23 protein-coding genes are annotated in these 24053 nt (G+C 55.0%); 15 read left to right on the forward strand and 8 right to left on the reverse strand.

Translation table 11 applies throughout. From position 1 onward, the window contains the following. Nucleotides 1-52: 52 nt before the first annotated feature. Both B5E84_RS02850 and tyrS read left to right on the forward strand, forming a co-directional pair. On the forward strand, nucleotides 53-2620 hold the full coding sequence (locus tag B5E84_RS02850) for a hybrid sensor histidine kinase/response regulator (protein WP_087218953.1): 2568 nt from the start codon (nucleotides 53-55) through the stop codon (nucleotides 2618-2620). Nucleotides 2621-3276: 656 nt separating this feature from the next. Then, nucleotides 3277-4503 (forward strand): tyrosine--tRNA ligase, encoded by a 1227-nt coding sequence (gene tyrS / locus B5E84_RS02855; RefSeq protein ID WP_087218955.1) that lies wholly within the window; start codon nucleotides 3277-3279, stop codon nucleotides 4501-4503. Between the two features lie 131 nt (nucleotides 4504-4634). On the opposite strand, the gene B5E84_RS02860 is transcribed toward tyrS, so the two are convergent. Together B5E84_RS02860 and B5E84_RS02865 are read right to left on the reverse strand one after the other, a co-directional pair. Beyond that, a complete protein-coding gene (locus tag B5E84_RS02860; RefSeq protein ID WP_087218957.1) occupies nucleotides 4635-5519 on the reverse strand; it encodes an N-acetylmuramoyl-L-alanine amidase family protein in 885 nt (294 codons plus the stop codon). 447 nt (nucleotides 5520-5966) lie between these two features. Further along, nucleotides 5967-6485, reverse strand: coding sequence for an NYN domain-containing protein (locus B5E84_RS02865; protein WP_242963238.1), 519 nt, complete (start codon nucleotides 6483-6485; stop codon nucleotides 5967-5969). 213 nt (nucleotides 6486-6698) lie between these two features. Between B5E84_RS02865 and B5E84_RS02870 the strand changes: the two genes are divergently transcribed. Further along, a complete protein-coding gene (locus B5E84_RS02870) occupies nucleotides 6699-8030 on the forward strand; it encodes an aspartate aminotransferase type Ic (RefSeq protein WP_087218960.1) in 1332 nt (443 codons plus the stop codon). Between the two features lie 369 nt (nucleotides 8031-8399). On the opposite strand, the gene B5E84_RS02875 is transcribed toward B5E84_RS02870, so the two are convergent. Next, on the reverse strand, nucleotides 8400-9278 hold the full coding sequence (locus tag B5E84_RS02875) for a LysR family transcriptional regulator (RefSeq protein WP_087218963.1): 879 nt from the start codon (nucleotides 9276-9278) through the stop codon (nucleotides 8400-8402). Between the two features lie 330 nt (nucleotides 9279-9608). On the opposite strand from B5E84_RS02875, the gene B5E84_RS02880 reads away from it, so the two are divergent. The 5 genes from B5E84_RS02880 (at nucleotide 9609) to B5E84_RS02900 (ending at nucleotide 15927) form a co-directional block, all read left to right on the forward strand. Continuing rightward, nucleotides 9609-10598, forward strand: coding sequence for an FAD:protein FMN transferase (locus B5E84_RS02880; protein WP_087219206.1), 990 nt, complete (start codon nucleotides 9609-9611; stop codon nucleotides 10596-10598). Between the two features lie 78 nt (nucleotides 10599-10676). Next, nucleotides 10677-11102 (forward strand): GtrA family protein, encoded by a 426-nt coding sequence (locus tag B5E84_RS02885; protein ID WP_087218966.1) that lies wholly within the window; start codon nucleotides 10677-10679, stop codon nucleotides 11100-11102. A 547-nt stretch (nucleotides 11103-11649) separates the two neighbouring features. After that, nucleotides 11650-14469, forward strand: coding sequence for a YfhO family protein (locus B5E84_RS02890; protein ID WP_442911384.1), 2820 nt, complete (start codon nucleotides 11650-11652; stop codon nucleotides 14467-14469). Beyond that, a complete protein-coding gene (locus tag B5E84_RS02895; protein ID WP_087218969.1) occupies nucleotides 14457-15077 on the forward strand; it encodes a cyclodeaminase/cyclohydrolase family protein in 621 nt (206 codons plus the stop codon). Before B5E84_RS02890 ends, B5E84_RS02895 begins: the two co-directional genes overlap by 13 nt. A 1-nt stretch (nucleotide 15078) precedes the next feature. Next, a complete protein-coding gene (locus tag B5E84_RS02900; RefSeq protein WP_087218972.1) occupies nucleotides 15079-15927 on the forward strand; it encodes a bifunctional 5,10-methylenetetrahydrofolate dehydrogenase/5,10-methenyltetrahydrofolate cyclohydrolase in 849 nt (282 codons plus the stop codon). A gap of 179 nt (nucleotides 15928-16106) precedes the next feature. Here B5E84_RS02900 and B5E84_RS02905 read toward each other — a convergent pair whose 3' ends face one another. The 3 genes from B5E84_RS02905 to B5E84_RS02915 form a co-directional block, all read right to left on the reverse strand. Beyond that, nucleotides 16107-17432: an MATE family efflux transporter gene (locus tag B5E84_RS02905; RefSeq protein ID WP_087218975.1), complete on the reverse strand. Its 1326-nt coding sequence runs from the start codon at nucleotides 17430-17432 to the stop codon at nucleotides 16107-16109. Between the two features lie 235 nt (nucleotides 17433-17667). Next, nucleotides 17668-18228 carry a TetR/AcrR family transcriptional regulator gene (locus B5E84_RS02910; protein ID WP_087218978.1) on the reverse strand — a complete coding sequence of 187 codons (561 nt, stop codon included), beginning with the start codon at nucleotides 18226-18228 and terminating at the stop codon, nucleotides 17668-17670. Nucleotides 18229-18337: 109 nt separating this feature from the next. After that, nucleotides 18338-18964 (reverse strand): class I SAM-dependent methyltransferase, encoded by a 627-nt coding sequence (locus tag B5E84_RS02915; protein ID WP_087218981.1) that lies wholly within the window; start codon nucleotides 18962-18964, stop codon nucleotides 18338-18340. 270 nt (nucleotides 18965-19234) lie between these two features. On the opposite strand from B5E84_RS02915, the gene B5E84_RS02920 reads away from it, so the two are divergent. Continuing rightward, nucleotides 19235-19426, forward strand: a complete 192-nt coding sequence (locus tag B5E84_RS02920; RefSeq protein WP_087218984.1) for a hypothetical protein — start codon at nucleotides 19235-19237, stop codon at nucleotides 19424-19426. Then, entirely contained in the window at nucleotides 19419-19592 is a 174-nt protein-coding gene (locus B5E84_RS20545) for a hypothetical protein (protein WP_162612794.1), read from the forward strand. The genes B5E84_RS02920 and B5E84_RS20545 overlap by 8 nt, the downstream gene beginning before the upstream one ends. 180 nt (nucleotides 19593-19772) lie before the next feature. Here B5E84_RS20545 and B5E84_RS02925 read toward each other — a convergent pair whose 3' ends face one another. Further along, nucleotides 19773-20102, reverse strand: a complete 330-nt coding sequence (locus tag B5E84_RS02925; protein WP_143469160.1) for a hypothetical protein — start codon at nucleotides 20100-20102, stop codon at nucleotides 19773-19775. Between the two features lie 127 nt (nucleotides 20103-20229). Then, nucleotides 20230-20937 carry an SDR family oxidoreductase gene (locus B5E84_RS02930; RefSeq protein WP_087218990.1) on the reverse strand — a complete coding sequence of 236 codons (708 nt, stop codon included), beginning with the start codon at nucleotides 20935-20937 and terminating at the stop codon, nucleotides 20230-20232. Nucleotides 20938-21230: 293 nt separating this feature from the next. Here B5E84_RS02930 and B5E84_RS02935 point away from each other — a divergent pair, with 293 nt between their 5' ends. The 5 genes from B5E84_RS02935 (at nucleotide 21231) to rlmH (ending at nucleotide 24032) form a co-directional block, all read left to right on the forward strand. Then, nucleotides 21231-21659: a DMT family transporter gene (locus B5E84_RS02935; RefSeq protein ID WP_087218993.1), complete on the forward strand. Its 429-nt coding sequence runs from the start codon at nucleotides 21231-21233 to the stop codon at nucleotides 21657-21659. A 79-nt stretch (nucleotides 21660-21738) separates the two neighbouring features. Further along, the gene (locus B5E84_RS02940; protein ID WP_242963242.1) at nucleotides 21739-22329 is read left to right on the forward strand and encodes a helix-hairpin-helix domain-containing protein; all 591 of its coding nucleotides are present in this window, start codon (nucleotides 21739-21741) and stop codon (nucleotides 22327-22329) included. Nucleotides 22330-22343: 14 nt separating this feature from the next. After that, nucleotides 22344-23042, forward strand: coding sequence for a response regulator transcription factor (locus B5E84_RS02945; protein WP_087218996.1), 699 nt, complete (start codon nucleotides 22344-22346; stop codon nucleotides 23040-23042). A gap of 16 nt (nucleotides 23043-23058) precedes the next feature. After that, entirely contained in the window at nucleotides 23059-23556 is a 498-nt protein-coding gene (locus B5E84_RS02950; protein WP_087218999.1) for a GNAT family N-acetyltransferase, read from the forward strand. Then, nucleotides 23553-24032, forward strand: coding sequence for a 23S rRNA (pseudouridine(1915)-N(3))-methyltransferase RlmH (gene rlmH / locus B5E84_RS02955; protein WP_087219002.1), 480 nt, complete (start codon nucleotides 23553-23555; stop codon nucleotides 24030-24032). The genes B5E84_RS02950 and rlmH overlap by 4 nt, the downstream gene beginning before the upstream one ends. The last annotated feature ends 21 nt before the right edge of the window (nucleotides 24033-24053 follow it).

Below are 24053 nucleotides of genomic sequence, written 5' to 3' on the forward strand. Positions count from 1 at the left end.
GGGAGAAATGGACAGACAGTGAAGATAAAAGCCAATGAGGGGAAGGGATTGTATGGATAAGAAAATGTTTCGATTTTTATGGACCAGTCTGATCGGGTTGTTGGTTCTGTGTATCAGCGTTTTTGTTCTGATCGCGCGGGTTATGCTGAAGGAAAATGAGAAATCGGCCGCCAGCATAGCGACCCCGTACATGGAGGGGGTCAGCACACAGGTTCAGCACCACTTTGAGACGCTGTTTAAAATGCGTATCCTTCAGGTGGAAAACATCGTCAGCGCGATTCCGCCGGAGGAAGTTACCGCGATTGAGGGCGAGGTTGTCGAGTATTTTACGAAACTGGGGAAAAATGTGGAGTTTGAGTATCTGGCCCTATACAATACAGAGGGGAAAGAGAACCTCATCTACGGGGAACCGTTGGAGCTGGACAATCCTGAGCTTTTCTTGGATTCCTTAAACAGCGGCAACGAGATGGCGGGGATCGGCAGAACGAAAGACGGCGAGGCGTTGGTTCTGTATGGCATATCGGTAGGCTATCCTCATGATCAGGGGTATCCCATGACCGATGGGCAGCAGTGTACCGCCATTGTCGCCGGCGCGTCTGTGGAGCGTCTGAACGAGATGCTTTCCTTAGGGCTTGACAACAGCCTTGTCTATACCAACATCGTACAAAGTGACGGCACATTTATCATAAAAAATGAGGGTGTCAGCGAGGACAACTGGTATGATTGGGTGCTGCGCAACGGTCAGGAAAGCGGCATCGACGGGATTGAGGAAGAAGTGGAGGCAATGCGGCGGGCCATCGTCCAGCGGGAAGATTTCAGTATGCTGGCAGCGCTGCGGGGGGAGAAACGCCATGTATATTGCTCCCAGCTTCCCTATACGGTGTGGACGCTGGTAACGGTGATGCCCCACGGCATTCTGGATGAGGCCGTATCTGAGCTTGGGGCGCGGCGGGTCAGCCTGTCGTTGGGGGGCTGCGGGATTATTCTGGCGGCTACGATGATCGTGTTTTTCTACTATTTCAGGTTCTCCCGGGAGCAGATGCTGGAGCTGGACGCGGCGAAGGAGGACGCGGTGCACGCGAACGCGGCAAAGAGTGAATTTCTCGCCAACATGAGCCACGATATTCGCACCCCCATGAACGCCATCATCGGCATGACGGCCATAGCCACCGCCAATGTGGATAACCGGGAGAAACTCCTGGAATGCCTGCGGAAAATCACCCTGTCCAGCAAGCAGCTTTTGGGGTTGATCAACGATGTGTTGGATATGTCGAAGATTGAAAGCGGAAAACTGACGTTAAATTATGACCTGCTCTCTCTGCGGGAAACCATGGAAAGCATCGTAAGCATCATCCAGCCCCAGGTCAAGGCCAAAAAACAGACGTTCAATATCTTTATTCACAGGATCCAGGCGGAGAATATCTACGCGGATGGGGTGCGCTTAAACCAAGTGCTGCTGAACCTCCTTTCCAACGCGCTGAAGTTCACGCCGGAGGGCGGGGACATCACCGTTACAGTGTCCCAGGAGGACTCGCCCAAAGGGGAAGCTTACGTCCGCACCCATTTCTGGGTGAAGGATACGGGCATCGGGATGTCAAAGGAGTTTCAGGCGAAGATCTTTGAAAGCTTTGTGCGCGAGGACAGCGCGCGGGTGCATAAGGTGGAAGGAACGGGGCTGGGCATGGCCATCACCAAGTACATCGTGGACAAATCGGAAGGCAGCATTGAGCTGACAAGCGAGCTGGATAAAGGTACGGAATTCCATGTGACCTTTGATTTTGAGCGGGGAGAATCTAGGGACGAGGAAATGATCCTGCCAAACTGGGATGTCCTGGTGGTAGATGATGACGAAGAACTGTGCCGCAGCGCTGCGGATTCTCTGAATGAGATCGGCGTTCACGCGGAATGGGCGTTGGACGGCCGTTCCGCCATTGATATGACGGTAAAGCGGCATGAACAGCACAAGGACTATTTTGTGGTGCTGCTGGACTGCAAAATGCCGGAGATGGATGGAATTGAGACGGCCCGTGAAATACGCCGCCGCATCGGCGACGGTGTGCCCATCCTGCTGATGTCTGCCTATGATTGGGGGGATATTGAGGATGAGGCGCGGGCAGCGGGGATTACCGGCTTTATCGCCAAACCCCTGTTTAAGACAACGCTGTATCACAGCCTCAGCCCCTTTGCGGAGACAGAGCACCAGGAGCTGGAGGCGTCGGAGCCGCAGGTGGATTTTAGCGGAAAACGGCTGCTGATGGCCGAGGACAATGAGATGAACTGGGAAATCGCCAGCACGCTGCTGGAAACCTATGGGTTTGAGCTGACCTGGGCGGAAAACGGCGAGGTCTGTGTGGCGAAGTTTGAGGAGTCGGAGCCGGGCTACTATGACGCGGTGCTGATGGATCTGCGGATGCCGGTGATGAACGGCTATGAGGCGACGAAGGCGATCCGAAGCTCCGGCCGCCCGGACGCGGACATCCCCATTATCGCCATGACGGCGGACGCGTTTTCCGAGGATGTCCAGCGCTGCCTGGACTGCGGCATGAACGCCCACACGGCGAAACCTCTGGATATGAAGGCGGTGCTGAAAATCCTGCAAAAATTTGTATTTAAGGAATAAACGGAATGGGAAAACGCCGGTTCCATCCCGGAGCCGGCGGAAAGATTTGGCCGGTTTCGGGGCGGCGGTCTGTGAGTTTCCGAAAAATGGGTGTTGACAAAGGCCGGTTCCCAGCCTATAATACAGATAATTTCACAAACAAATGCGGTGAAGGGAACAAGTAATTTCTGGAACGAGCGTACAGAAAGCAGCCGGCGGATGAGAGGCGCACGCATCACCAGGGACGAATACCTCCCGGAGCAGCGCCCCAAACGGGGCGGACGGCAGAGAGCTGGACGCATCCCCAAGTAGGCGGCGACGGAGCGGCGGACGTTATACCGGCCGGAGTATGATGGTACTCCATGAGACAGACGGTGCGAGCCGTCTGTGAATAAAGGTGGTAACACGAGCGGCAGCCTCGTCCTTTTTGGACTGGGCTGCCTTCTTTTTTTCCTGGGAAACGGCGTTTCTTATGGGAAAAGCGTTTTGGTTGCGCATTGTAGCGCATAGTTTTAATTGTTTAACAGGAAACGAAGTTTCCTGTTAAACAAGATTGCTCCGCGAGGAGGCACACTCCGCGCAAAGGAAAATGGCTGTTTACGCAGCCGCGCTCCGGCGCGAGTGTGCGCCAAGCGCACACTTATTATAATTCCAGAAAAGAAAAGGAGATCCTGACAATGCAGATTTACGAGGAGCTGGTTGCCCGCGGCCTGATCGCCCAGGTGACCAATGAGGAAGAAATCAAAAACATGGTAAACAACGGAAAAGCCACCTTCTACATCGGCTTTGACCCCACGGCGGACAGCCTTCACGTGGGCCATTTCATGGCGCTGTGCCTGATGAAACGCCTTCAGATGGCAGGAAACCGCCCCATCGCTTTGATCGGCGGCGGCACCGGCATGGTGGGCGACCCCTCCGGCCGCACGGATATGCGCCAGATGATGACGGTGGAGACCATCGAGCACAACTGCGAGTGCTTTAAGAAACAGATGAGCCGTTTCATCGACTTTTCCGACGGCAAGGCCCTGATGGTAAACAACGCCGAGTGGCTCACAAAGCTCAACTACATCGAGCTGCTGCGGGAGGTTGGCTCCTGTTTCAGCGTAAACAATATGCTCCGCGCCGAGTGCTACAAGCAGAGAATGGAGAAAGGCCTCAGTTTCCTGGAGTTCAACTACATGATCATGCAGAGCTACGATTTCTATATGCTGTTCCAGAAATACGGCTGCAATATGCAGTTCGGCGGCGACGACCAGTGGAGCAATATGTTAGGCGGAACGGAGCTGATCCGCAGAAAGCTGGGCAAGGACGCCCACGCCATGACCATCACCCTGCTGTTAAACTCCGAGGGCAAGAAGATGGGCAAGACCCAGTCCGGAGCCGTTTGGCTGGATCCCAACAAGACCTCTCCCTTCGATTTCTACCAGTACTGGAGAAACATCGCCGACGCCGACGTGCTGAAATGCCTGCGGATGCTCACTTTCCTGCCCCTGGAGCAGATCGACGAGATGGACAAGTGGGAGGGCAGCCAGTTAAATACGGCCAAGGAGATCCTGGCCTACGAGCTGACCAACCTGGTACACGGCGAGGAGGAGGCGAAGAAAGCCCAGGAGGCCGCGAGAGCCCTGTTTGGCGGCGCCGGAGATTCCGTCAATATGCCCTGTCTTGAGCTGACGGACGGGGACTTTGAGAACGGAACCATCGGCCTTCTGACCATCCTTCAGAAATCCGGCCTGTGCGCCTCCCGCTCCGACGCCAGAAGAAACGTGGAGCAGGGCGGAGTGTCCGTGGACGGAACTCAGGTCAAGGACGTCAAGGCGGAGTTTACCAAGGACCAGATCGGAAAGGAAGGTGTCATCGTCAAGAGAGGCAAGAAAAACTTCATGAAGGTTATGGTGAAATAAGAGCCGGAAAGAAAAAATCAGAAAAGAAAAGATCAGAAAAGAGAGGCGCGGGCTGCGAAGAAATGCGGTCCGCGCCGTTTTTGTGCCATATAGTGAACAGGCGATTCCCTATTATATATAGAAGAATCCCGTCAGGACAGAGACCCGTCCGCCGCCGGGGTGAAGGTTCTCGGCCCGGTGAGCATACTGCCGTCCTCCTGCATATAGTAGGTCTTTCCCTCTACCTGGACGAACCCACGCTCCATCCGTCCCGTCTCCAGGTTCAGGAAATACCATTTCCCGCCGTCCTCCACCCAGCCTTTTGCCAGGGTGCCGTCCGGATTGTAGTAGAGCCACTGGGCGCTGGCGGTGCCGGCCTCGCCGCTCTCCAGCACCCATCCCGTCTGGATGTGGGGCTGTACCGTATCCTCACTGCCGCTCTCCTCCGGGCCATAGGGCTGAAACATCATAATCCGGGAGGCGGTGGTGCCATCTGACCATACAAGGCAGCGGGCGCCGGGATAGAGGTTTTCCAGGTAGAGCATATTCCGGGTGAGATAGGGGGAGATGGGGCAGTCAGAGGAAACCTGGAATACCAGTCCGTCTGCCGCGGTCAGCTGATAGCCGCCGTCTGCCGCCTCAAAAGACTTCACTTCAATGTAGTCCGGCACCCGGTAATCCGCGGGAATCTGGGTTAAAATTACGTCCGCCGTGGTCTGGGGCGGCAGGCTTAAGGTCATAACGGGACTTAAGTAGGCGTAAACCGTCTCCCCGGAGGGAAGCTGGTCCGCTGCCACAGGCATTCCGCTCGCGGCGTTTAAGATCTTTGTGTCCTCGGACAGGTGGATCACCACCTCTCCGGTGTAGGACTGCTGGCTCTGGTTGTCAATAGTGAGCTGATTCTCGGAATTTACCGTAACCGGTCCCCAGATCCGCAGCTCCGATAAAGGGTCTGCCATCGCCGGAACAGCGCTCATGGCAGATACCGCGGCTGCCGCGCAGAGGGCGGCTAACATACGTTTTTTATGGAATTTCATAGATGCGTTCCTCCTGATTGTTTGATAGGTTTATTATAGCAGAGAGGAGGAAAAGAAAATAGTGTCAGAAGGCTTAAGAATTCTTACTTTTTACTGTGAAAGCCCCGGATGGCGACGATATAGATGGGCGTGCTCGCACGCACAGATATATCGGCATCAGACGGGCAAGGCAGTATAAAAAGTGTGCGCTTGGCGCACACTCGCGCCGGAGCGCGGCTGCGCCAGCAGCCATATTCCTTTGCGCGGAGTGCGCCTCCCTGCGGAGCATTCTTATTTAACAGGAAACTGCGTTTCCTGTTAAATAAGAAAGTAGGGCGGTAGCCCGGATTTCGAATACCGCCGGCAGATGGCGGGAACGCCGTAGGCGTGGAGCCATCTGGCTTTCAGGATTTGTGATGACCGCGTTAGCGGTCATGTCCGTTTTAAAACAACGGCGGAATTCCTTCTTTATTTTTTGCGGTTCAGCCGAATATCCTCCAAATATTCAAACAGATCAGCGTCCACATTGTCAAAGAGACGGTTCTTTTTGGAGGGGATTTTTTGCAGGTGCTGAGAGTGGATTTCCTCGTCCGTCTCCCGGATTTCCTTCTGTAAGTCTCTGGCGGACAGGCGCACGGCGCCCTTTCCCAGGATGATCACCTGCTCCAGACGGTCGGAGGTGGCCACCCGCACGTGATGGGTGCGGCCGATTTCCTGAGTGACTTTTTCGATGTACTGGTCCGCGGTCTCCGCCTCTTTGGTGAAGATCACGTGGATATTGTGGTACTGGATGACCTCTCCCGGGTTTCCTTTCACCTTGTAGCCGTCAAAGACCAGGATCACGTTGCACTTTTTAAACCCCTGGTAGTTGCAGAGGATGTCCTGGAGCCGCAGTCTGGCAGCGTCCAGATTGGTGTCCGCCAGGGCTTTTAGCTCCGGCCACGCGAATATGATATTGTATCCGTCAACTAACAGGTATTCTGCCATAATGTATCCTTTCCCGTGCTGTGTTTCAAAACAGCCGTCCGATTTTATTTTAGTGGCTGAGGGGTGGGATGTCAAGAAAAGGTGGGGAAAAGGCGAAAGGCGGCTGGGAAAAAGTACTTGCGCAAATGGTGTTTTTGGTGGATAATGGTTACGTTACTGTTGCAATGAATTCATGCACGAAAATTGCATAAGACAGGATGAGGAGAATGAAAAATGAAAGCATACGCCGAGATGACAAGAGATGAGCTGAAAGCGCTGCATAAAGAGCTGTCGAAACAGTACAGGGAGATGCAGGAAAAAGATCTGAAACTGGATATGTCCAGAGGAAAGCCAAGCCTGGCCCAGCTCGACCTGTCCATGGGGATGATGGACGTGCTCAGCAGCGAGGACGATCTGACCTGTGAGGACGGAACTGACTGCCGTAACTATGGCTGTCTGGAGGGCATCAGCGAGGTGAAGGAGCTGATCGCGGACATGATGGAGGTGGCCCCCGCCAACGTGATTATTTACGGAAACTCCAGCCTGAACGTGATGTACGACACCGTGGCCCGCTCCATTACCAACGGAGTGATGGGAAGCACTCCCTGGGGCAAGCTGGACAAGGTGAAATTCCTCTGCCCCGTTCCGGGTTATGACCGCCATTTTGCCATCACAGAGTACTTTGGCATCGAGATGATCAACGTGCCCATGACGCCTCAGGGTCCGGATATGGATATGGTGGAGAAACTGGTTGCCGAGGACGATTCCATCAAGGGCATCTGGTGTGTGCCGAAGTATTCCAATCCTCAGGGATATTCCTATTCCGACGAGACGGTGAGACGGTTCGCCCGCTTAAAGCCGGCAGCCCAGGATTTCCGTATTTACTGGGACAACGCCTACACCATCCATCACCTTTACGACAACGACCAGGATCATCTGATTGAGATTCTGGCGGAGTGTAAGAGAGCGGGAAATCCCGACCTGGCATATAAATTCGCCTCCACCTCCAAGATCTGTTTCCCCGGTTCCGGAATCGCTGCCCTGGCGGCCTCTCCCAACAACCTGGAGGACATCAGAAAGCAGCTTTCCGTCCAGACCATCGGTCACGACAAGGTAAACCAGCTGCGCAACGTGCGGTTCTTTAAGAACATTCACGGCATGGTGGAGCATATGAGAAAGCACGCCGACATCCTGCGCCCGAAGTTTGAGGCGGTGGAGCGCATCCTGGAGCAGGAGCTGGGCGGCCTTGGCATCGCGGAGTGGACCAGCCCCAAGGGCGGTTACTTCATCTCCTTTGAGTCCATGGACGGCTGCGCAAAGGAGATCGTGGCTCGTTGCAAGAAGGCCGGCGTGGTGATGACCAACGCGGGAGCGACCTATCCCTACGGAAAGGATCCCCACGACAGCAATATCCGCATCGCCCCCTCCTACCCGCCGTTAAACGACCTGGAGCTGGCCACGGAGCTGTTATGCCTGTGCACCAAGCTGGTGAGCGTGGAGAAACTGATGGCGAACGCGGGAAAGACTGCTCCGAAAAAAGAGGAGGCCGCAGCGGCAGAGGCGTAAGAGCCGGCAGGAAAGCGGATTTCACGGTCCTTTACGGTCCTGTTTTTTGCGGGAATCCTGTAAATCCCGTTTTTGCGGAAATCCATTCTTGAAGCGTTTTAGTGACACAGACATGAGGGCCTTATGGTCAAACCTCCTCCGGCAGGCGGGCCTGCGTGGGATGGTTGGCCGTCTGGCCCTGGCATCGGATATAAAAAAGTGTGCGCTTGGCGCACACTCGCGCCGGAGCGCGGCTGCGTCAGCAGCCATTTTCCTTTGCGCGGAGTGTGCCTCCTTGCGGAGCATTGTTCTTTAACAGGAAACGAAGTTTCCTGTTAAATAAAAAATCCCGGCGATCCGAAAATCGTCGGGATTATTTCCAATCAGGAGCTATGTGACGGAAAAGAGGATCACGTTCACAAAGGCCTGGAAGGCCACAGTCTGGTATTTGTCCTGAAGGAAGGTGACGTGGGTGGTGCAGCTTAAGTTGAAGTCCTCCACCTCCAGCTCGGTGAGAGTGCCTTCCGCCAGGTCCTTCTCCGCCAGGGTTCTGGGGAGAATGGCGACGCCGATTCCCTTTCTGGCTGCCTTTAAGAGGGCGGCGGAGCTGATGCTCGTCCACGCGGGGGAGACAGACAGGTTGAAGAATAAAAAGGCGCTGTCCACGATCTGGCGCACCATGCTGCCCGGCTCCTTTAACAGGAGGGGCTGCTTTGCCAGCTCCGGGGCCGTGATAAGCCCGGCGGAGGCGATGGGAAGGTGAGGGGCGCAGACCACGGCCAGAGGCTCGGAGGAGACGGGAACCTTGACGAAATGCTCGTCGTCGGACATCCCTTCCGTGAGAGCCATGTCGATTTTGCGCTGGAGGAGCTGGCGTTCCAGCTCCGTCTCGCTGTCCACGGTGACCTTCACCTGGACGTCGCTGTGGCTGGCCTGGAATTTCTCCAGCACCTGCAGCAGGATGGAGCCGGCCACCGAAGGGGTGGCGCCCACCTTCAGGACAGATTTTACGTCCATGCCCTGGAATCCGCGCTCCAGATCCTCATACAGGTCCAGGAGAGGGATCACCTTGGAGAGAAAGAGCTGGCCCGCCTCATTTAAGACCACCTTGCGGGCGGTGCGGTCAAAAAGCTGGGTGCCCAGGGTTTCCTCCAGCTCGCTGATGGTGCGGGAGATGGCCGGCTGGGTGGTGGAGAGCCGTTCTGCCGCCTTTGTGATGCTCTCCTCCTCGCAGACAGTCTTGAATGTATAAAGTTGCTTGATCTTCATATAGAAATCCTCGCATTGATACCAAAAAGATTATGGGTATAATATATCATTATTACTATAAAAAATCCAGCATTTATTGCAGAAATATAATGACAGAACGTAACCGTTTTGCTGCGCCATTTACAAATTCATCATTTGGCGGATGCTGCGGAGCGGGCTGACGCGAACGGCTGCTGGCCGTCGAGCGATTCATGCCTGGTGTCTGTCTCGTGGAACCATATGGGAAAATGCCGCGGGGGAGCCTGCTCCCTGGGCAGAGGGTTGCCATATGGCTCCCCGTGGGTAAGCGGTTATGAGAGAAAAGGAGTGCGCAGATTGGTGAGAAAAAAGATGGGAGCTGTCCTGGGGCTGGCCCTTGGGGCGGCGTTTGTGTTGGCGGGCTGCGGGAGGCCGGCGGAGCCGGTGAGCCGTTCCGGGTTTTTGTTAAACACATTTGTGACGGTCACCCTCTATGACACGGAGAACGAGAACATCCTGGACGGGTGCATGGAGCTGTGCCGGGAGTACGAAGGGCTGCTTAGCCGTACCATAGAGACCAGCGAGGTGTATCAGATCAACCACCGGCCGGCGGGGACGCGGGAGATGGAGGTTTCCGGGGAGACGGCGGAGGTAATTGAAAAGGGGCTGTACTACAGCCAGCTCTCCGGCGGTGCCTTTGACATCACCGTGGAGCCCTTAAGCTCCCTGTGGGATTTTACGGCCCAGGAGCCCCAGGTGCCGGACGGGGAGGAGATCCGGGAAAACCTGCCGAAGGTGGGGTATGAGAGGATCGCTGTTTCCGGGGACCGGATCCTGTTTTCCGACGACGAGACCCGCATTGACCTGGGGGCCATCGCCAAAGGCTATATCGCCGACCGGATGAAGGACTATCTGATGGAACAGGGCGTGGAGAGCGCCATCATCAATCTGGGGGGAAACGTGCTCTGCCTGGGCAAAAATCCCAACGGGCAGCCCTTCCGCATCGGCCTTCAGCGCCCCTACGCCGGCTACAGCGAGACGGTGGGAACGGTGAGAGTGGAGAATATGTCCGTGGTCTCCTCCGGCGTCTATGAGCGTCATTTTGAGAAAGACGGGGTAAACTATCACCACATTCTGAATCCGTCCACCGGCTATCCCTATGAAAACGGGCTGACGGCGGTATCCATCCTGTCCACCCAGTCGGTGGACGGGGACGGGCTGAGCACCGCCTGCTTTTCCTTAGGGCTGGAGAAGGGGATGGAGCTTTTGGACTCCCTGGACAACGCCTGGGGCGTGTTTATCACCGACGACGGACAGCTGCACTATTCGGCGGGAATGGAGCAGTGGATGATGGCGGAATAGGCCGGGGCATTCCCGCCGGAAGGCTTTACAAGGACAGGAAGCTATATTAAAATAACCAGAAAGAGGAGCAGAGGACAGATGATGGAAAAATGGAAGGCAAAGCTGGTGAACCGGGAGACGGTTTCCTACTTTATTTTCGGGGTGCTGACTACCCTGGTGGACTGGATCTCCTACGCGTTTATGCGCGGCCCCCTGGGCTACCGGGCAGCGACGGCGCTCAGCCAGTTTCTGGCGATCCTGTTCGCCTACGTGACGAACAAGATCTTTGTGTTTGAAAACTTAAATTTCCATATCAGGTATCTGATCAGGGAGATCACAAGCTTTTTTGCCTGCCGGCTGTTTACGGCAGTCTTTACCTATGTGGCCATGGTGGTCATGGTGGACGGCATCGGCATCCGGCAGGACATGATCTGCAAGGTGGTGGTCTCCGCCATTTCCCTCGTGCTGAACTACGGGTTTAGCAAGCTGATCATATTCAGGAAGAAGTCATCGGAGAGAACGTAATATGAAAGAGGAAGGGCACGGACAGGTTTCCAGAGAGCTGGACAGGATTCTGGGGATTATGGAGAAAAGAGCGATGGAAAAGGAAAGAAAGGACGGCGGAGCGTTTCCGGTGGACGGGAGCGGGGAGCTGGAGGAGCTGATTTTGGAGGAGCTGGACGAGGACTGGTTCCGGCTGGAGGCCGGCGGGGAGCCGGAACGGGAGGTTTCGGAGGAAAAGACGGAAGAAGGGAAAGCCGGGCAGGACGGGACGGACGCCGTTTCGGAACCGGCGGAGCGCGATGTGCCCGGGGAAACCGGCGAAACCGGAGCGGAATCCCTTTCAGAGGCCGGCGCGGCCGCCAGGGAGCTGGAGGACCGCCTTCCCGACAGCGGGACAGATCGCGGGCGCGGGATCGGGACGCCGCCGGAAAATGAGAGCGGCCAGAAAGCGGCCGGCGTAAGCCAGGAGCCGTCCCGGGGCGGCCGAAACCTGCGGCAGAGCGGGACGTCAGCCGGGGAACGCTCATCCGGAATCCGGAGCCGTTCCAGGGCGGCAGCCCGGGAAAAAATGGCGGCCAGAGAAACCGCGACAGCCAGAGAAACCGCAGCAGCCCGGGAAAAAATGGCGGCCAGAGAAATCGCGACAGCTAAAGAAACCGTAGCAGAACGGGAAAAAATGGCGGCCAGAAAAACCGCGGCAGCCTGTGAAACCACCGCAGAACGGGAGGCAGAGGCGGGCCAGGAGACACAGCCGTCTTACGGGGGCGCCCCGGTTTCCCGGTTTGGAAACGGCCCGGCAGGGCCTGGGACGGAGCCGGAAAAGCCCCGCCCTGTGACGGCGGCGGGACACAGCAGGAGGGCTAAGGGATTTAACGGGGAAAAGGCGGCAAAAGAGGCGGGGCGCGGTTTGCTGCGCCCCATGGACGGCCTCCTTGCGGCCTTTTGGGTGCCGGTGATCATTATGCTGATCATCTTTATCCAGAGAAGGATTTTTCCCTTCGGGGACAACAGCTTTCTGCGGACAGATATGTACCACCAGTACGCCCCCTTTTTCTCAGAGTTTCATGACAAGCTGAGAAACGGCGGCAGCCTGCTCTACAGCTGGAACGTGGGGGGCGGGGTGAACTTCGCGGCCCTCTACGCCTATTACCTGGCCAGCCCGGTGAACTGGCTGATCATCCTCTGCCCGAAGGGATTCATCATTGAATTCATGACCTACATGATCGTGCTGAAGATCGGCCTCTCCGGCCTGACCTTTGCCTGGTATTTGCGGAAACACTGCGGGACCAGGGACTTCGGGACGGCGTTTTTCGGGATTTTTTACGCGCTGTCCGGGTATATGGCGGCCTACAGCTGGAATATTATGTGGCTGGACTGCATCTGGCTGTTTCCCCTGGTGATGCTGGGGGCGGAACAGCTGGTAAAGGAGAAGAAGGGCCTGCTCTACTGCGTGACCCTGGGGCTTTCCATCCTTTCCAATTACTATATTTCCATCATGACCTGCATTTTCATGGTGATTTACTTCCTGTGCCTGCTGGTGCTGGAACGGCGGAAACGGCTGAAGGGGGTGGCGGCGGCCTGCCTGCGGTTTGGGGTGTACTCCCTGTTAGCCGGAGGAATGGCGGCGGTGGTGCTGCTGCCGGAGGTATATGCCCTGCAGATGACGGCCTCCGGGGATGTGAATTTCCCCAAGACCTTTGAGAGCTATTTTTCCATTATTGATATGCTGGCCCGCCACATTGCCAACGTGGAGGTGGAGGTGGGACTGGATCACTGGCCGAATATTTACTGCGGCGTGGCGGTGTTCCTGTTTTTCCTGCTTTACCTGGCCAGCCGGAAGATTTCCATAAAGGAGAAGGCGGTGTACTGCACCCTGCTTATGGTGTTCTTCGCCAGTTTCTCCATCAACGTATTGAACTTTATCTGGCACGGCTTTCACTACCCCAACAGCCTGCCCTGCCGCCAGTCCTTCATTTACGTGTTTCTCATGCTGGTGATCTGCTACCGGGCCTATATGTACCTGGAGGAAACGCCCTGGAAACACGTGGTGATCGCCTTCTGGGGCTCCGTCTGCTTTGTGCTTTTGGCGGAGCAGACGGTGACGGACGACGCCTTCCATTTCATCGTGTTTTACGTGGCTGTCCTGTTCCTGGCCCTGTACGCCGGACTGATTTACCTGCGGCAAAAGGGGACGGTAAACGGGGGCGTGCTGGTGCTGCTGGCTCTGGCGGTGGTGTCGGTGGAGGCGGCGGTGAATACCACGGCCACCAGCGTGACCACCACCAGCCGCACGGCCTACGTAAAGGACAACGAGGACGTGAGGGATCTGGTGGCGGGGCTGACGCCGGCGGATACCTTCTACCGCATTGAGAAGGTGGACGGAAAGACGAAAAATGATGGGGCGTGGATGAATTTCCCCACGGTTTCCCTGTTTTCCTCCACGGCAAACGCGGATATGACGGATCTTTTCAAAAAACTGGGCTGTGAGGCGTCCACCAATGCCTACAGCATTGAGGGAAGTACGCCTCTGGTGGACTCCCTGTTTTCCATCCGCTACGGGCTCTACTCCTGGAACCAGGGGGCCAATCCCCTGCTGACTTTGGCAGGCCAGGAGGGAGACACCTGGCTGTACCGGAAAGAGTACACCCTGCCTCTGGGTTTTGGCATTTCCATGGATCTGGAGGACAACTGGCAGCTGGATCTGGGGAACCCGGCGGATGTGCAGAACGATCTGTGCACCGTTCTGGGAACGCCCTGGGTGCTAGAGGAGGTGTACGGCGAGGACGGCGGCGGGACGTATGCCTACACCGTGGAGGCGGAGGCGGACTACTACGCCTATATCACCAACCGCCAGGCGAAAAAGGTGAAGGTGGCCTGGGGCGAGGAGAGCACCACCTACGACAATGTGAACCGGGGATACCTTCTGGAGCTTGGCCGCTGCCAGCCGGGGGAGGAGATTGTGCTCACCTGCGAGGATCCTTCCGGAACCGACTTAAAGGCCAGGATCTACCGGTTTAACGACGAGGCTTTGAGCGCCGTTTACAATATTCTGGCGCAGAACGAGTGGGTGCTCACGGAGTGGACCGACACCACCTTAAAGGGCAGCATTCACATGGATCAGCCGGGACTTCTCTACACCAGCATCCCCTACGACAAGGGGTGGACGGTGCTTGTGGACGGGGAGGAGACGGAGACGAGGAAACTGTTTGACACGTTTCTGACCGTAGAGCTGCCGGAGGGGAGCCACACGGTGGAAATGTCCTATGAGCCTCAGGGCCTGCGCCTGGGAGCGCTGATCACCGCGGGCTGTGTGCTGATTGTGGCGGCCTGCGCCGTTTTCGGACGGGCGGTCCGCGGGAAAAAGGAGAAGAAAAAATGGAATTCATAGCATATCTGGAGAAACTTTCCTCCAAAGCGCCGGTGCCGGGAGGCGGAGGCGCCTCTGCCATAGGCGGGGCCATCGGAAACGGCCTGGGGCAGATGGTGGCGAACCTGACCATTGGGAAGAAGAAATACGCCCAGTGGGAACCGGAAATCATCAGGCTTCTGGACCGTATGGGAGAGCTGCAGGCGCGGTTTATGGAGCTGGCAGAGGAGGACGAGCGGGTGTTTGCCCCCCTGGCGGAGGCCTACCGCCTGCCGTCCGGCACGGAGGAGGAAAAGGTGTATAAGGAGCAGGTGATGGAGGGCTGCCTTCACGGGGCCAGCCTGGTGCCTCTGGAGGTGATGGCCACTGGCATGGAAATGCTGGAGATTCTGGAGGTCCTGGAACAAAAAGGCAGCGTCATGGCGGTGAGCGACGTGGGAGTGGCGGTTCAGTTTATCCGGACGGCTATCACGGGAGCGGCCATGAACGTGTTCATCAATACAAAATCCATGGCGGACAGAGAGCGGGCAGAAGAACTGAACCGCCGGGCGGAGGAACTGATTTGGAAGGGGACAGAGACAGCGGACGGCATTTACAGCCGGGTAATGGAAAGACTGAAGGAGAGATGACATGATCGTATTAAAAGGAGCGGCGGTATCCGCCGGGATTCAGGCGGAAGTAGAGGAGAAACTGAGAGAGCTGGACGGTTTCGTGCCCACCCTGGCGGTGGTCCGGGTGGGAGAGCGGCCGGACGATCTCTCTTACGAGCGGAGCGCCCTGGCCAGGATGAAAAAATTTGGCTTACAGGGAGTAAGCCGTTCCTATCCGTCGGATATTTCCATGGAGGAATTCCGGAAGGAGTTTGAGAAGATCAACAAAGATCCAGGGATTGACGGGATTCTGCTGCTCCGGCCCCTGCCGCCTCAGCTGGACGAGAAGGAGATCGAGCGGCTCATCGACCCGGCCAAGGATTTGGACGGCATCAGCCCGGAAAACATCGCCAAGGTGTTCTCCGGGGATGAGACGGGCTTTGCCCCCTGCACGGCGGAGGCGGTGATCCGGATGCTGAAGGGCTATGAAATTCCCATAGAGGGAAAACGGGCGGTGATCGTGGGCCGCAGCATGGTGGTGGGACGCCCCCTGGCCATGCTGCTTTTAAAAGAAAACGCCACGGTAACGGTCTGCCACACCAGGACGAAAAACCTGGAGGAAGTCTGCCGCCAGGGGGAGATCCTGGTGGCCGCCGCCGGACGGGCCGGTATGATCACCGGCGATTTTCTGGCCGAGGGGGCTGTGGCGGTGGACGTGGGCATTAACGTGGACGAGGAGGGAAATCTCTGCGGGGACATGGAGTTTTCCTCCGTGTCGGAGAAGGCCTCCATGGTCACCCCGGTGCCTGGCGGCGTGGGCGGCGTGACCACGGCGGTGCTGGCGGAGCACCTGGTGCGGGCGGCGTTAAAAAGGAACGAAAAGCGGTAACGCGCCGGTCTCAGCCGCCGGAAAGGGAAACGGCGGATGAAACAGAGGAAATAGGGGAAACGGGAAAGGACTGAGAGCGGTCTTTTCCCGTTTTTTGTCATGGGAGGCTGCTTTCCCTATGACACGCGCCTTTCCATGTGCCTGGCGGCGCGCGCCGCCAGTTTCCAAATCAAATGGAATTAGATAGTATTTGTCCGGCGTTTGAAGGATACCGCTGCGGAGATACCGGCTGCGGCACTGGCGACCACATGGCTGACCAGTACCGCCGCCCAAATCCCATTAAGCCCACATCCCAGATAAGAAAGCAAATAGGCCAGGGGCATCCGAACCACAATATAATAGAAGATCATCAAGAACATACTTTTTGCGGGCTTTCCCATCCCATTGAGGACGCCCAGGCAGCAATTTGTGACCGTGTTGAGAACATATCCCACACTGACAATCAAAAAATATGTCCCCACAATGCCCGCCACATCCCCGCTTTTCACGAACAGGCCGGAAAGCTGCCTGGAAAAGCCGATGACCAAAACAGAGAGGATCACAAGCAGGCCGCAGCCGTATCCCAACGCGCATTTTAGATAGTCTTTTGCCCGGTCATACCGCGCGCCGCCGGTACACTGCCCGATAATGACAGTCAAGACCATATTCAAAGCCATCGCCGGGTAGAACAGAATGGTTTCCAGCTTTCCGGTCACTCCATAGGCCGCGATTGCCGTGACGCTGTAGGTGCTGACAAGGGCCGTAAGGAAAGTCGTGCTGATTGCCGGAATGCTCTGCTGGATGACAGAGGGAATTGCTTTTTGGATCAGCTGCAGAACGTCATTCCGATCGAACGCGGAGAGTCTGATCGCGAACCATTTTTTCTTTTTCAGATAGACCAGCATAAACAGCAGGCAGATGGTTTGAGAGAGCAGAGTCGCAATGGCCGCGCCGTGAAACCCCATGAAGGCAATAAAAATGGGATCGAGAATGGCGTTTAAAATCGTTGACACCAGCATCGCGGCTGCCTGAAACATGGAATTGCCAAAGCTGCGCAGAACCGCGGTAAAGTAGAGGTAAAGGCAGACCGCCAAATACCCAAGGACATAAATCGCCAGATAGCTGTACGCCATATCATACGTTTCCGCTGGAGTGTTCAAAGCGTCTAAAATTCCCGGAAGAAAAACCTCAAGGAGAATGGTCACGAGAAGGGAACACACCACTGCGGCGCAGAAGGAGGTGGCAATCAAATGTTCAGTTTTCTTCCTGTCCTTTGCGCCAACCGCCTGGGAGATCAAAATGGACACGCCATTCGCCGCTCCCATCGCGACGGAAGTCAAAATCAGAATGATGGGAGTGGAATTTGTCAAAGCGGCATAGGCCGTTTCGCCGAGGAGATTTCCGATCCACAGGCTGTCTACAAGGTTATACATCATGTTAAGAAACATAGCGGCAATCATCGGGAGCGCCATGGCCATCAGACAGCGCTTTGTGTTTCCGCTTATAAAGTCCATATTTGTCGGCATAGTAAATCTTCCTTTCTTTTGAATGAACATTATTCATAAATGAGCTGTTATATAAAGCTGCCACACAGGCAGTCAATTACCATATGAGGGGGATCAACTGCCATGAATGAAATGGTAGTATTCGTTTATGGTTCCGAAACGCGATGGGTGATTCATAATAGTTCCTCCTTTATTGAATGAAAGCTATTCATTTCATGGGCCTTGAAAATCCCCCGTTCCAAAGCGGGGGGATTGTTCAAAGATGAAGTGCGTAGATAAGAAACTCCCGGATCCGTTTTGACTTATCTTCCTGGGTCAGATGGTCCGCCAGCAAGATGCCAAGCTGTCCATACACGCAAAACGCCGCGGCGGTCTGCAAATCGTCAAACTGGATTTCGCCGTTTTGCCGGGCACGGTACAGCAGGTTCTCTACCAGGGGAACCAACTTCTCACAGACTTTTAAGGAGAGCTGATCGTGGAATTTTTTGTTTTCCGCTCCGTGAAAAACGGAATAGTATTTTGTGTCCCGTTCTTCCATAGTGGCAGGCATATCTTCAATTATCTGCCGCAGGGTCTTGTGGCTGTCCTTTTCAGCGCCGGCAAACGGCTCCACCAGGACATCGGCGTATTGTTCCAGGGCGCTGTCAAACAGTGCCTCTTTGGACGGAAAATAGCGATAGCACAGACCCTGTGCCACACCGATCGCTTTCGCTATGTCTGTGATCGAGGTTTTCTCATACCCGTTTTCCCCGAACAATTTGAGGGCGGTATCTAAAATCTCCTGCCTGCGTACTTCTGGCTCCTTGGTAATCCGCATAGTCTGAACCTCCTTTCTTCTTAATGATAGCACGACTGCGTTAAAAAAGCAATGAGTGAATATCAGTCATTTTGACTATGACGTAAAAACATCTGGCCTGCTGTCCCGTTTACGCTGCCCCATCCGCGGGCTTTTCCCCCATAGCAATACAAGCGGTGTTTCCCATCCGCTCCCATGATACATGGTGAAAATATTCGGAAAGCATGGAAACGAGCTCCGTTTCGGAGTAAATTTTTACATCCCCTTCTTTGCTGTGCCGCATATAAAAATTCATGATCATGCGTCCCACAGCGGGCTGCCAGCAATCGCCCATGAGGAATGTGCCGCCTGGTTTCAATACACGATGTACTTCCCTTAATACGTTCCGCGGTGCCGGATAGTGATGGAAGGAATCGTTGCAGTACACAACGTCAAATGTGTTATCCGGAAATGGGAGCGACTCGCTGTCTCCTAAGAATAACGGAACGGTTTCCGGGAGTTTCGATTTTGCGGCAGCTAACATTTCTTCGGCCAAATCAATGCCCCATAATTCTTTTTGGGCGTCTTCCTGCAAAATGAGTTTCAGCATTTCGCCCGTCCCGCATCCCAAATCCAACGCGGAGTGGTATGGAATATGTGACAGTTTTTCCAGCAGGACGGGATAAAGGGAGCGGGCGTGCTGGCCTCTAATATGGTTATCGTAGGTAGCGGCCTGCTGATTAAATGCAGATTTTGAGAGTTCTTTTTTGGTACTCATGGATTTGTCTCCTTTCTATCCATCAGTATAGCATCTATTTTTGAAATGTCAATGAATAGTGTTCATTCATTTTTGAAACAAGAAAGAATCAGCAGAATGAGATACGCAATCGTTCAAACAGGAGTAGCGGAAATTCATTGGGTACGAAACGGATGTGAACCTGGAAAGACTTTCGAGAAATTTAATTTGCGCAAAAGGGAAGGATAGAATAAAATATAAGTGACGAGATGATATTACGAAGTTTTTTAGAAATGAAGGAGGTGTTCCCATATGGCAACTTCGAGTATTACAAGAAATTTTGTTATCACAGGGAAGAATAAGGTAGAGGCGTTCGCAAATGCTTTGGAGGAATCAGCCAATGCCCATGTGCCTTCCAGGGAAGTATCTGCAAGGCAGCTGACCGATCCGAAGGAGATTAAGGCGCTGATGATGAAGGCAAAGGAGAAAAAAGCGAATGGATAAATTTTCATATATTAACATTCGTGAATATCTGGCGCAGGATCATCCAGAGGGGATCGGAGAGGCTGATTTGCGGGCAGCTGTCTCCGATTTTTCGTGTCCGGGAAATTTGGATGTGGAAAACTTCTTGACTTTTACCGCAGCAATGGTTTCCGAGAGTTTGATGTAAAGATAGTTAAAGATTTAGAGGGAAACAGGCATGAATTAGTTCAGTTGCTGCGGCTTATATAACAAATTAAAAAATCATATACCTGCGCGCTACTTTAGCACCGCAAATCATACTTCTGCGGAAGGATATGTGCAGCGCAGGAATCCTTTCACAGCGCATTGCCTTCTGCCGCCGTGGGCATCACTTCCCTGTGGGAAGAAAAATAAGCGGAATTTTATAGCTGTATAATGCGCCATTTTCATAATCCATTAATCGTATTGTAATGGTATCTTCCCGTTCGTCTTCATCTTTGGGAACCGTATATGTAAATGAATTCTTTCCCATATCCGATATTTTCCCATTCTCAGCGGAAACTTCAAAAGCCCAATCGGCTACGCTTGATGTAATCATAACCGTCGTTTCTTTCTCTTTTCTGATTTGCAGAGCTGTTTTGTCAATTTGTACTTCAAATGGCATGGAAACGGAGGCATCCTCTGTTTCTGTGATCTCTATTTCCTCCGTACGTTCCATCTTAGACTCCGCCTCTGTATGGTTTACATATTCCGTCGTTTTTGGCAAAGAACAACTGGATAAAAGCAGTCCGCCTATCACACCACAGAACAAAAAAATCCTTTGAAACAATGTATTCCCTCCTTGATCATGGTTCTTCCAGAGACCAGCCGAAATCGTTGTGGTAGATCATCTGTTTCGTCATGCCGCCGTCGATGCAGATATTCTCCCCTGTGATAAACCCGGCCTGGGGGGAACAGAGAAAGAGGACCATGTGGGCGATGTCCAGGGGATTTCCCACCCGTCCCGCCGGGTGCTGGGCGGCGTCGGCTCCCGTGTACTCAGCAAATCCGGTGTCGATCCAGCCGGGAGAAATGGAATTGACGCGGACGTTTCCGGCGAGACTCACGGCCAGGGCGTGGGTGAGGGCGGAAATGCCGCCTTTGGCAGCCGTGTAGCTCTCCGTCTGGGGCTGGCTCATCCGATCCCGGGAGGAGGAGATATTGACGATGGAGGCGCCGGGAGCGAAATAGGGCAGAAACAGCTTGGCCAGGTAGAAAGGCGCCGTCACGCCCACCCGCAGGGCGTAGTTGAATTCGTCGTAGGAACAGTCGGTGATCCCTTTCATTAACGGCAGAGCGTTATTGATCAGGATGTCTGCTTTTCCGTAGTCCTGGATCACCTTCCGGGAAAACTGCACCAGGGTTTCCTCATCCCCCACATCCCCTGTGAAATAGTCGTTTGGCTGGCGGTCAATGATACACACATTTGCGCGGTTTTTCCGGAACTGATCGGCGATGCAGCGGCCGATTCCCTTGGCTCCGCCGGTTACGATGACAACTTTGTTCTGAAACATATGGATCCCTCCTTTTGTTATTTCACAGGAAACTGCGTTTCCCGTGAAATAAGAATGCTCCGCAAGGAGCCACACTCCGCGCAGAGGAATATGGCTGCTGGCGTAGCCGCGCCCGGCGCGAGTATGCGCTGTTGCGCCCCTTTTTTCCAGAATACCATGAGATTCCGGAAAATGCCAGATAAAATATAGCGGCCGGATTTCCTTCCGCCGCCGGCCGCTCCCGCATAATTTCCCCTGCTTATGCAGAAAATAGAAGAAAATAACTAAATAAAGAGATGGAGGGACGATTAATCATGTGGGGAATTTTGACTGCGCTGCTGTCCGGGGCGCTGATGAGCGTTCAGGGGGTATTCAATACGGAGGTGACGAAACAGACCAGCATCTGGGTGTCCGCCGGATGGGTACAGCTCACCGCCTTTTTGACTTGCGTGGCAGCCTGGCTGTTTTCCGGAAGGCAGAGCATCCCGGCCCTTTTGCAGGTGGAGCCGCGGTATATGCTGGCGGGCGGGGTGCTGGGGGCGTTTATCACCTACACGGTGATAAAGAGCATGGGGAGCCTGGGGCCGGCGAGGGCGGCGCTCCTCATTGTCATTTCCCAGATTCTGGTGGCTTATGGCATTGAGCTTTTCGGGCTGTTCGGGGTGGAGCGGGCGGCGTTTGAGTGGAAAAAGGCCATCGGAGCCGCCGTGGCCATCGCGGGAATTATTATTTTTCGCAGTTGATTTCCAGACAGGTTTTATGTAAAATAGAACTGTCAGGCTGAGAACGGTTTTTGCGCCGGAAAAAAGGAGGCGAAAAACCGTGAAGAAACCATATTGGAAGACGTTTTTGGCCGTGATTCTGATGGCCGTGGCAGGGATCTGCTACAGCTGCGGAGGCGGCGGGATTTCAGAAAATATCAGTGAGGTGCAAGCGGAGAGCCTGGGAGAGACTGTCTTGACTGAAAGCGAGACAGAATCCCAGGCTCCTGTTTATCACTATGTGCACGTCTGCGGGGAGGTAAAACAACCGGGAGTGTACAGAGTTTTGGAGGGGAGCCGCGTTTTTCAGGCCGTGGAGCTCGCAGGCGGGTTTACGGATGAGGCGGCTTCTGAATATTTAAACCTGGCAGAACTCACAGAGGATGGATTAAAGATCGACGTCCCCTCCGTGGAGGACGTACAGAGCGGCCTTTTGCCCCAGCCGGGGGAGGAGGCGTCAGGCAAAGTGAACATCAACCGGGCCGGCGCTCAGGAGCTGATGACCCTGACGGGGATCGGCGAGGCCAGGGCGGCGGATATTATCAAATACCGGGAGGAAAACGGAGGGTTCCAATCTGTAGAGGACATTATGAAGGTGCCCGGAATCAAGGAAGGGGCATTTGAAAAAATAAAAGATCAGATCAGTGTGTAATCAAGGGGAGAACTATGGCAAGAGCGTTAGTTGTAGATGACGAGAAATTGATTGTGAAGGGAATCCGGTTCAGCCTGGAGCAGGACGGGATGGAAGTGGACTGTGCGTATGACGGAGAGGAAGCCATCAATATGGCGAAGGCCAGGGAGTACGACATCGTGCTGCTGGACGTGATGCTGCCGAAACACGACGGGTATGAGGTGTGCCAGGCGATCCGGGAATTTTCCGAGATGCCCATTATCATGCTCACCGCTAAGGGCAGCGACATGGATAAGATCCTGGGGCTGGAGTACGGGGCGGACGACTATGTGACAAAGCCCTTCAATATCTTAGAGCTGAAGGCCAGAATCCGGGCCATCATGCGCCGGAATGCCAAGCGCAACCGGGGCAGTCAGAAACAGGAGAACAAGGTGGTTTCCGTGGGAGACCTGAAGATGGATCTGGAGGCGAGACGGGTATTCATCGGCGAGAAGGAGATCAACCTGACGGCGAAGGAGTTTGACCTTCTGGAGCTTTTGGTCTGCAATCCCAACAAGGTGTACAGCAGGGAGGCCCTGCTCACCTACGTGTGGGGAAACAAGGCCATGGACAGCGGCGACGTGCGGACGGTGGACGTCCATGTGCGGCGGCTGCGGGAAAAGATCGAGCCCAGCCCCAGCGACCCCAAATACGTCCATACCAAATGGGGCGTAGGCTATTATTTTCGCGCGTAAGGAGAACAAAAGAACCATGGATTATCATATCAGAACCGTGACAATGAAGGATTTGCAGGCTGTGACCGCCGTGGAGGCGGAGTGCTTTCCGGCGGCGGAGGCGGCCGGGGCGGAGGCTTTTCAGGCGAGAATCGCCGCCTTTCCGGAGTGCTTTTTCGTGGCGGAGGAGGAGAATGGCCGTCTGATCGGCATGATCAACGGAGCCGTCACTGACCGGAAGACCATCTGCGACGAGATGTTTGAGGACGCGGGACTCCACCGGCCGGACGGGGCGTACCAGAGCATTTTCGGCCTGGACGTGATTCCGGAGCGGCGGCGCCAGGGAGTGGCTGCGGCTTTGATGGAGCATATGATCCAGTCGGCGAGAGAGGCGGGGCGCAAAGGCGTGATCCTCACCTGCAAGGACCGGCTGATTCCCTATTATGAGAAATTCGGCTACCGGAGCATGGGCCTGTCGGACTCCGTCCACGGGGGCGCCGTGTGGTACGACATGATCCTGGAGTTTCCCGCATGAGGGTGACGGTGGTGGCCGTGGGACGGCTGAAGGAAAAATTTTACGAGCAGGCGGTGGCGGAGTACGCCAAACGCCTGGGGCGCTACTGCAAGCTGGAGGTGATCCAGGTGGCGGATGAGAAAACGCCGGACGGGGCATCGGAGACGGTGGAGCGCCAGATCAAGGAAAAAGAGGGGAAACGGATCCTGGCCCAGATTAAGGATGGGGCCTACGTGATCGCCCTGGCCATCCAGGGGGAGATGGTCTCCAGCGAGGAGCTGGCGGACAAGATGGGAAAGCTGGGGCTAAATGGCGTCAGCCATCTGGTGTTTGTCATCGGCGGCTCCCTGGGACTTTCGGAGGAAGTTCTGCGGCGGGCGGATTATAAACTGAGCTTTTCCAGGATGACCTTTCCCCACCAGCTGATGCGGGTGGTGCTTTTGGAACAGGTGTACCGCGGTTTCTGCATTTTAGGAGGAACCCCGTATCATAAATAAGGCAGACAGCAGAGGATAAGG

Source organism: Lachnoclostridium sp. An14 (assembly GCF_002160755.1).
Lineage (GTDB): Bacteria > Bacillota > Clostridia > Lachnospirales > Lachnospiraceae > Lachnoclostridium_A.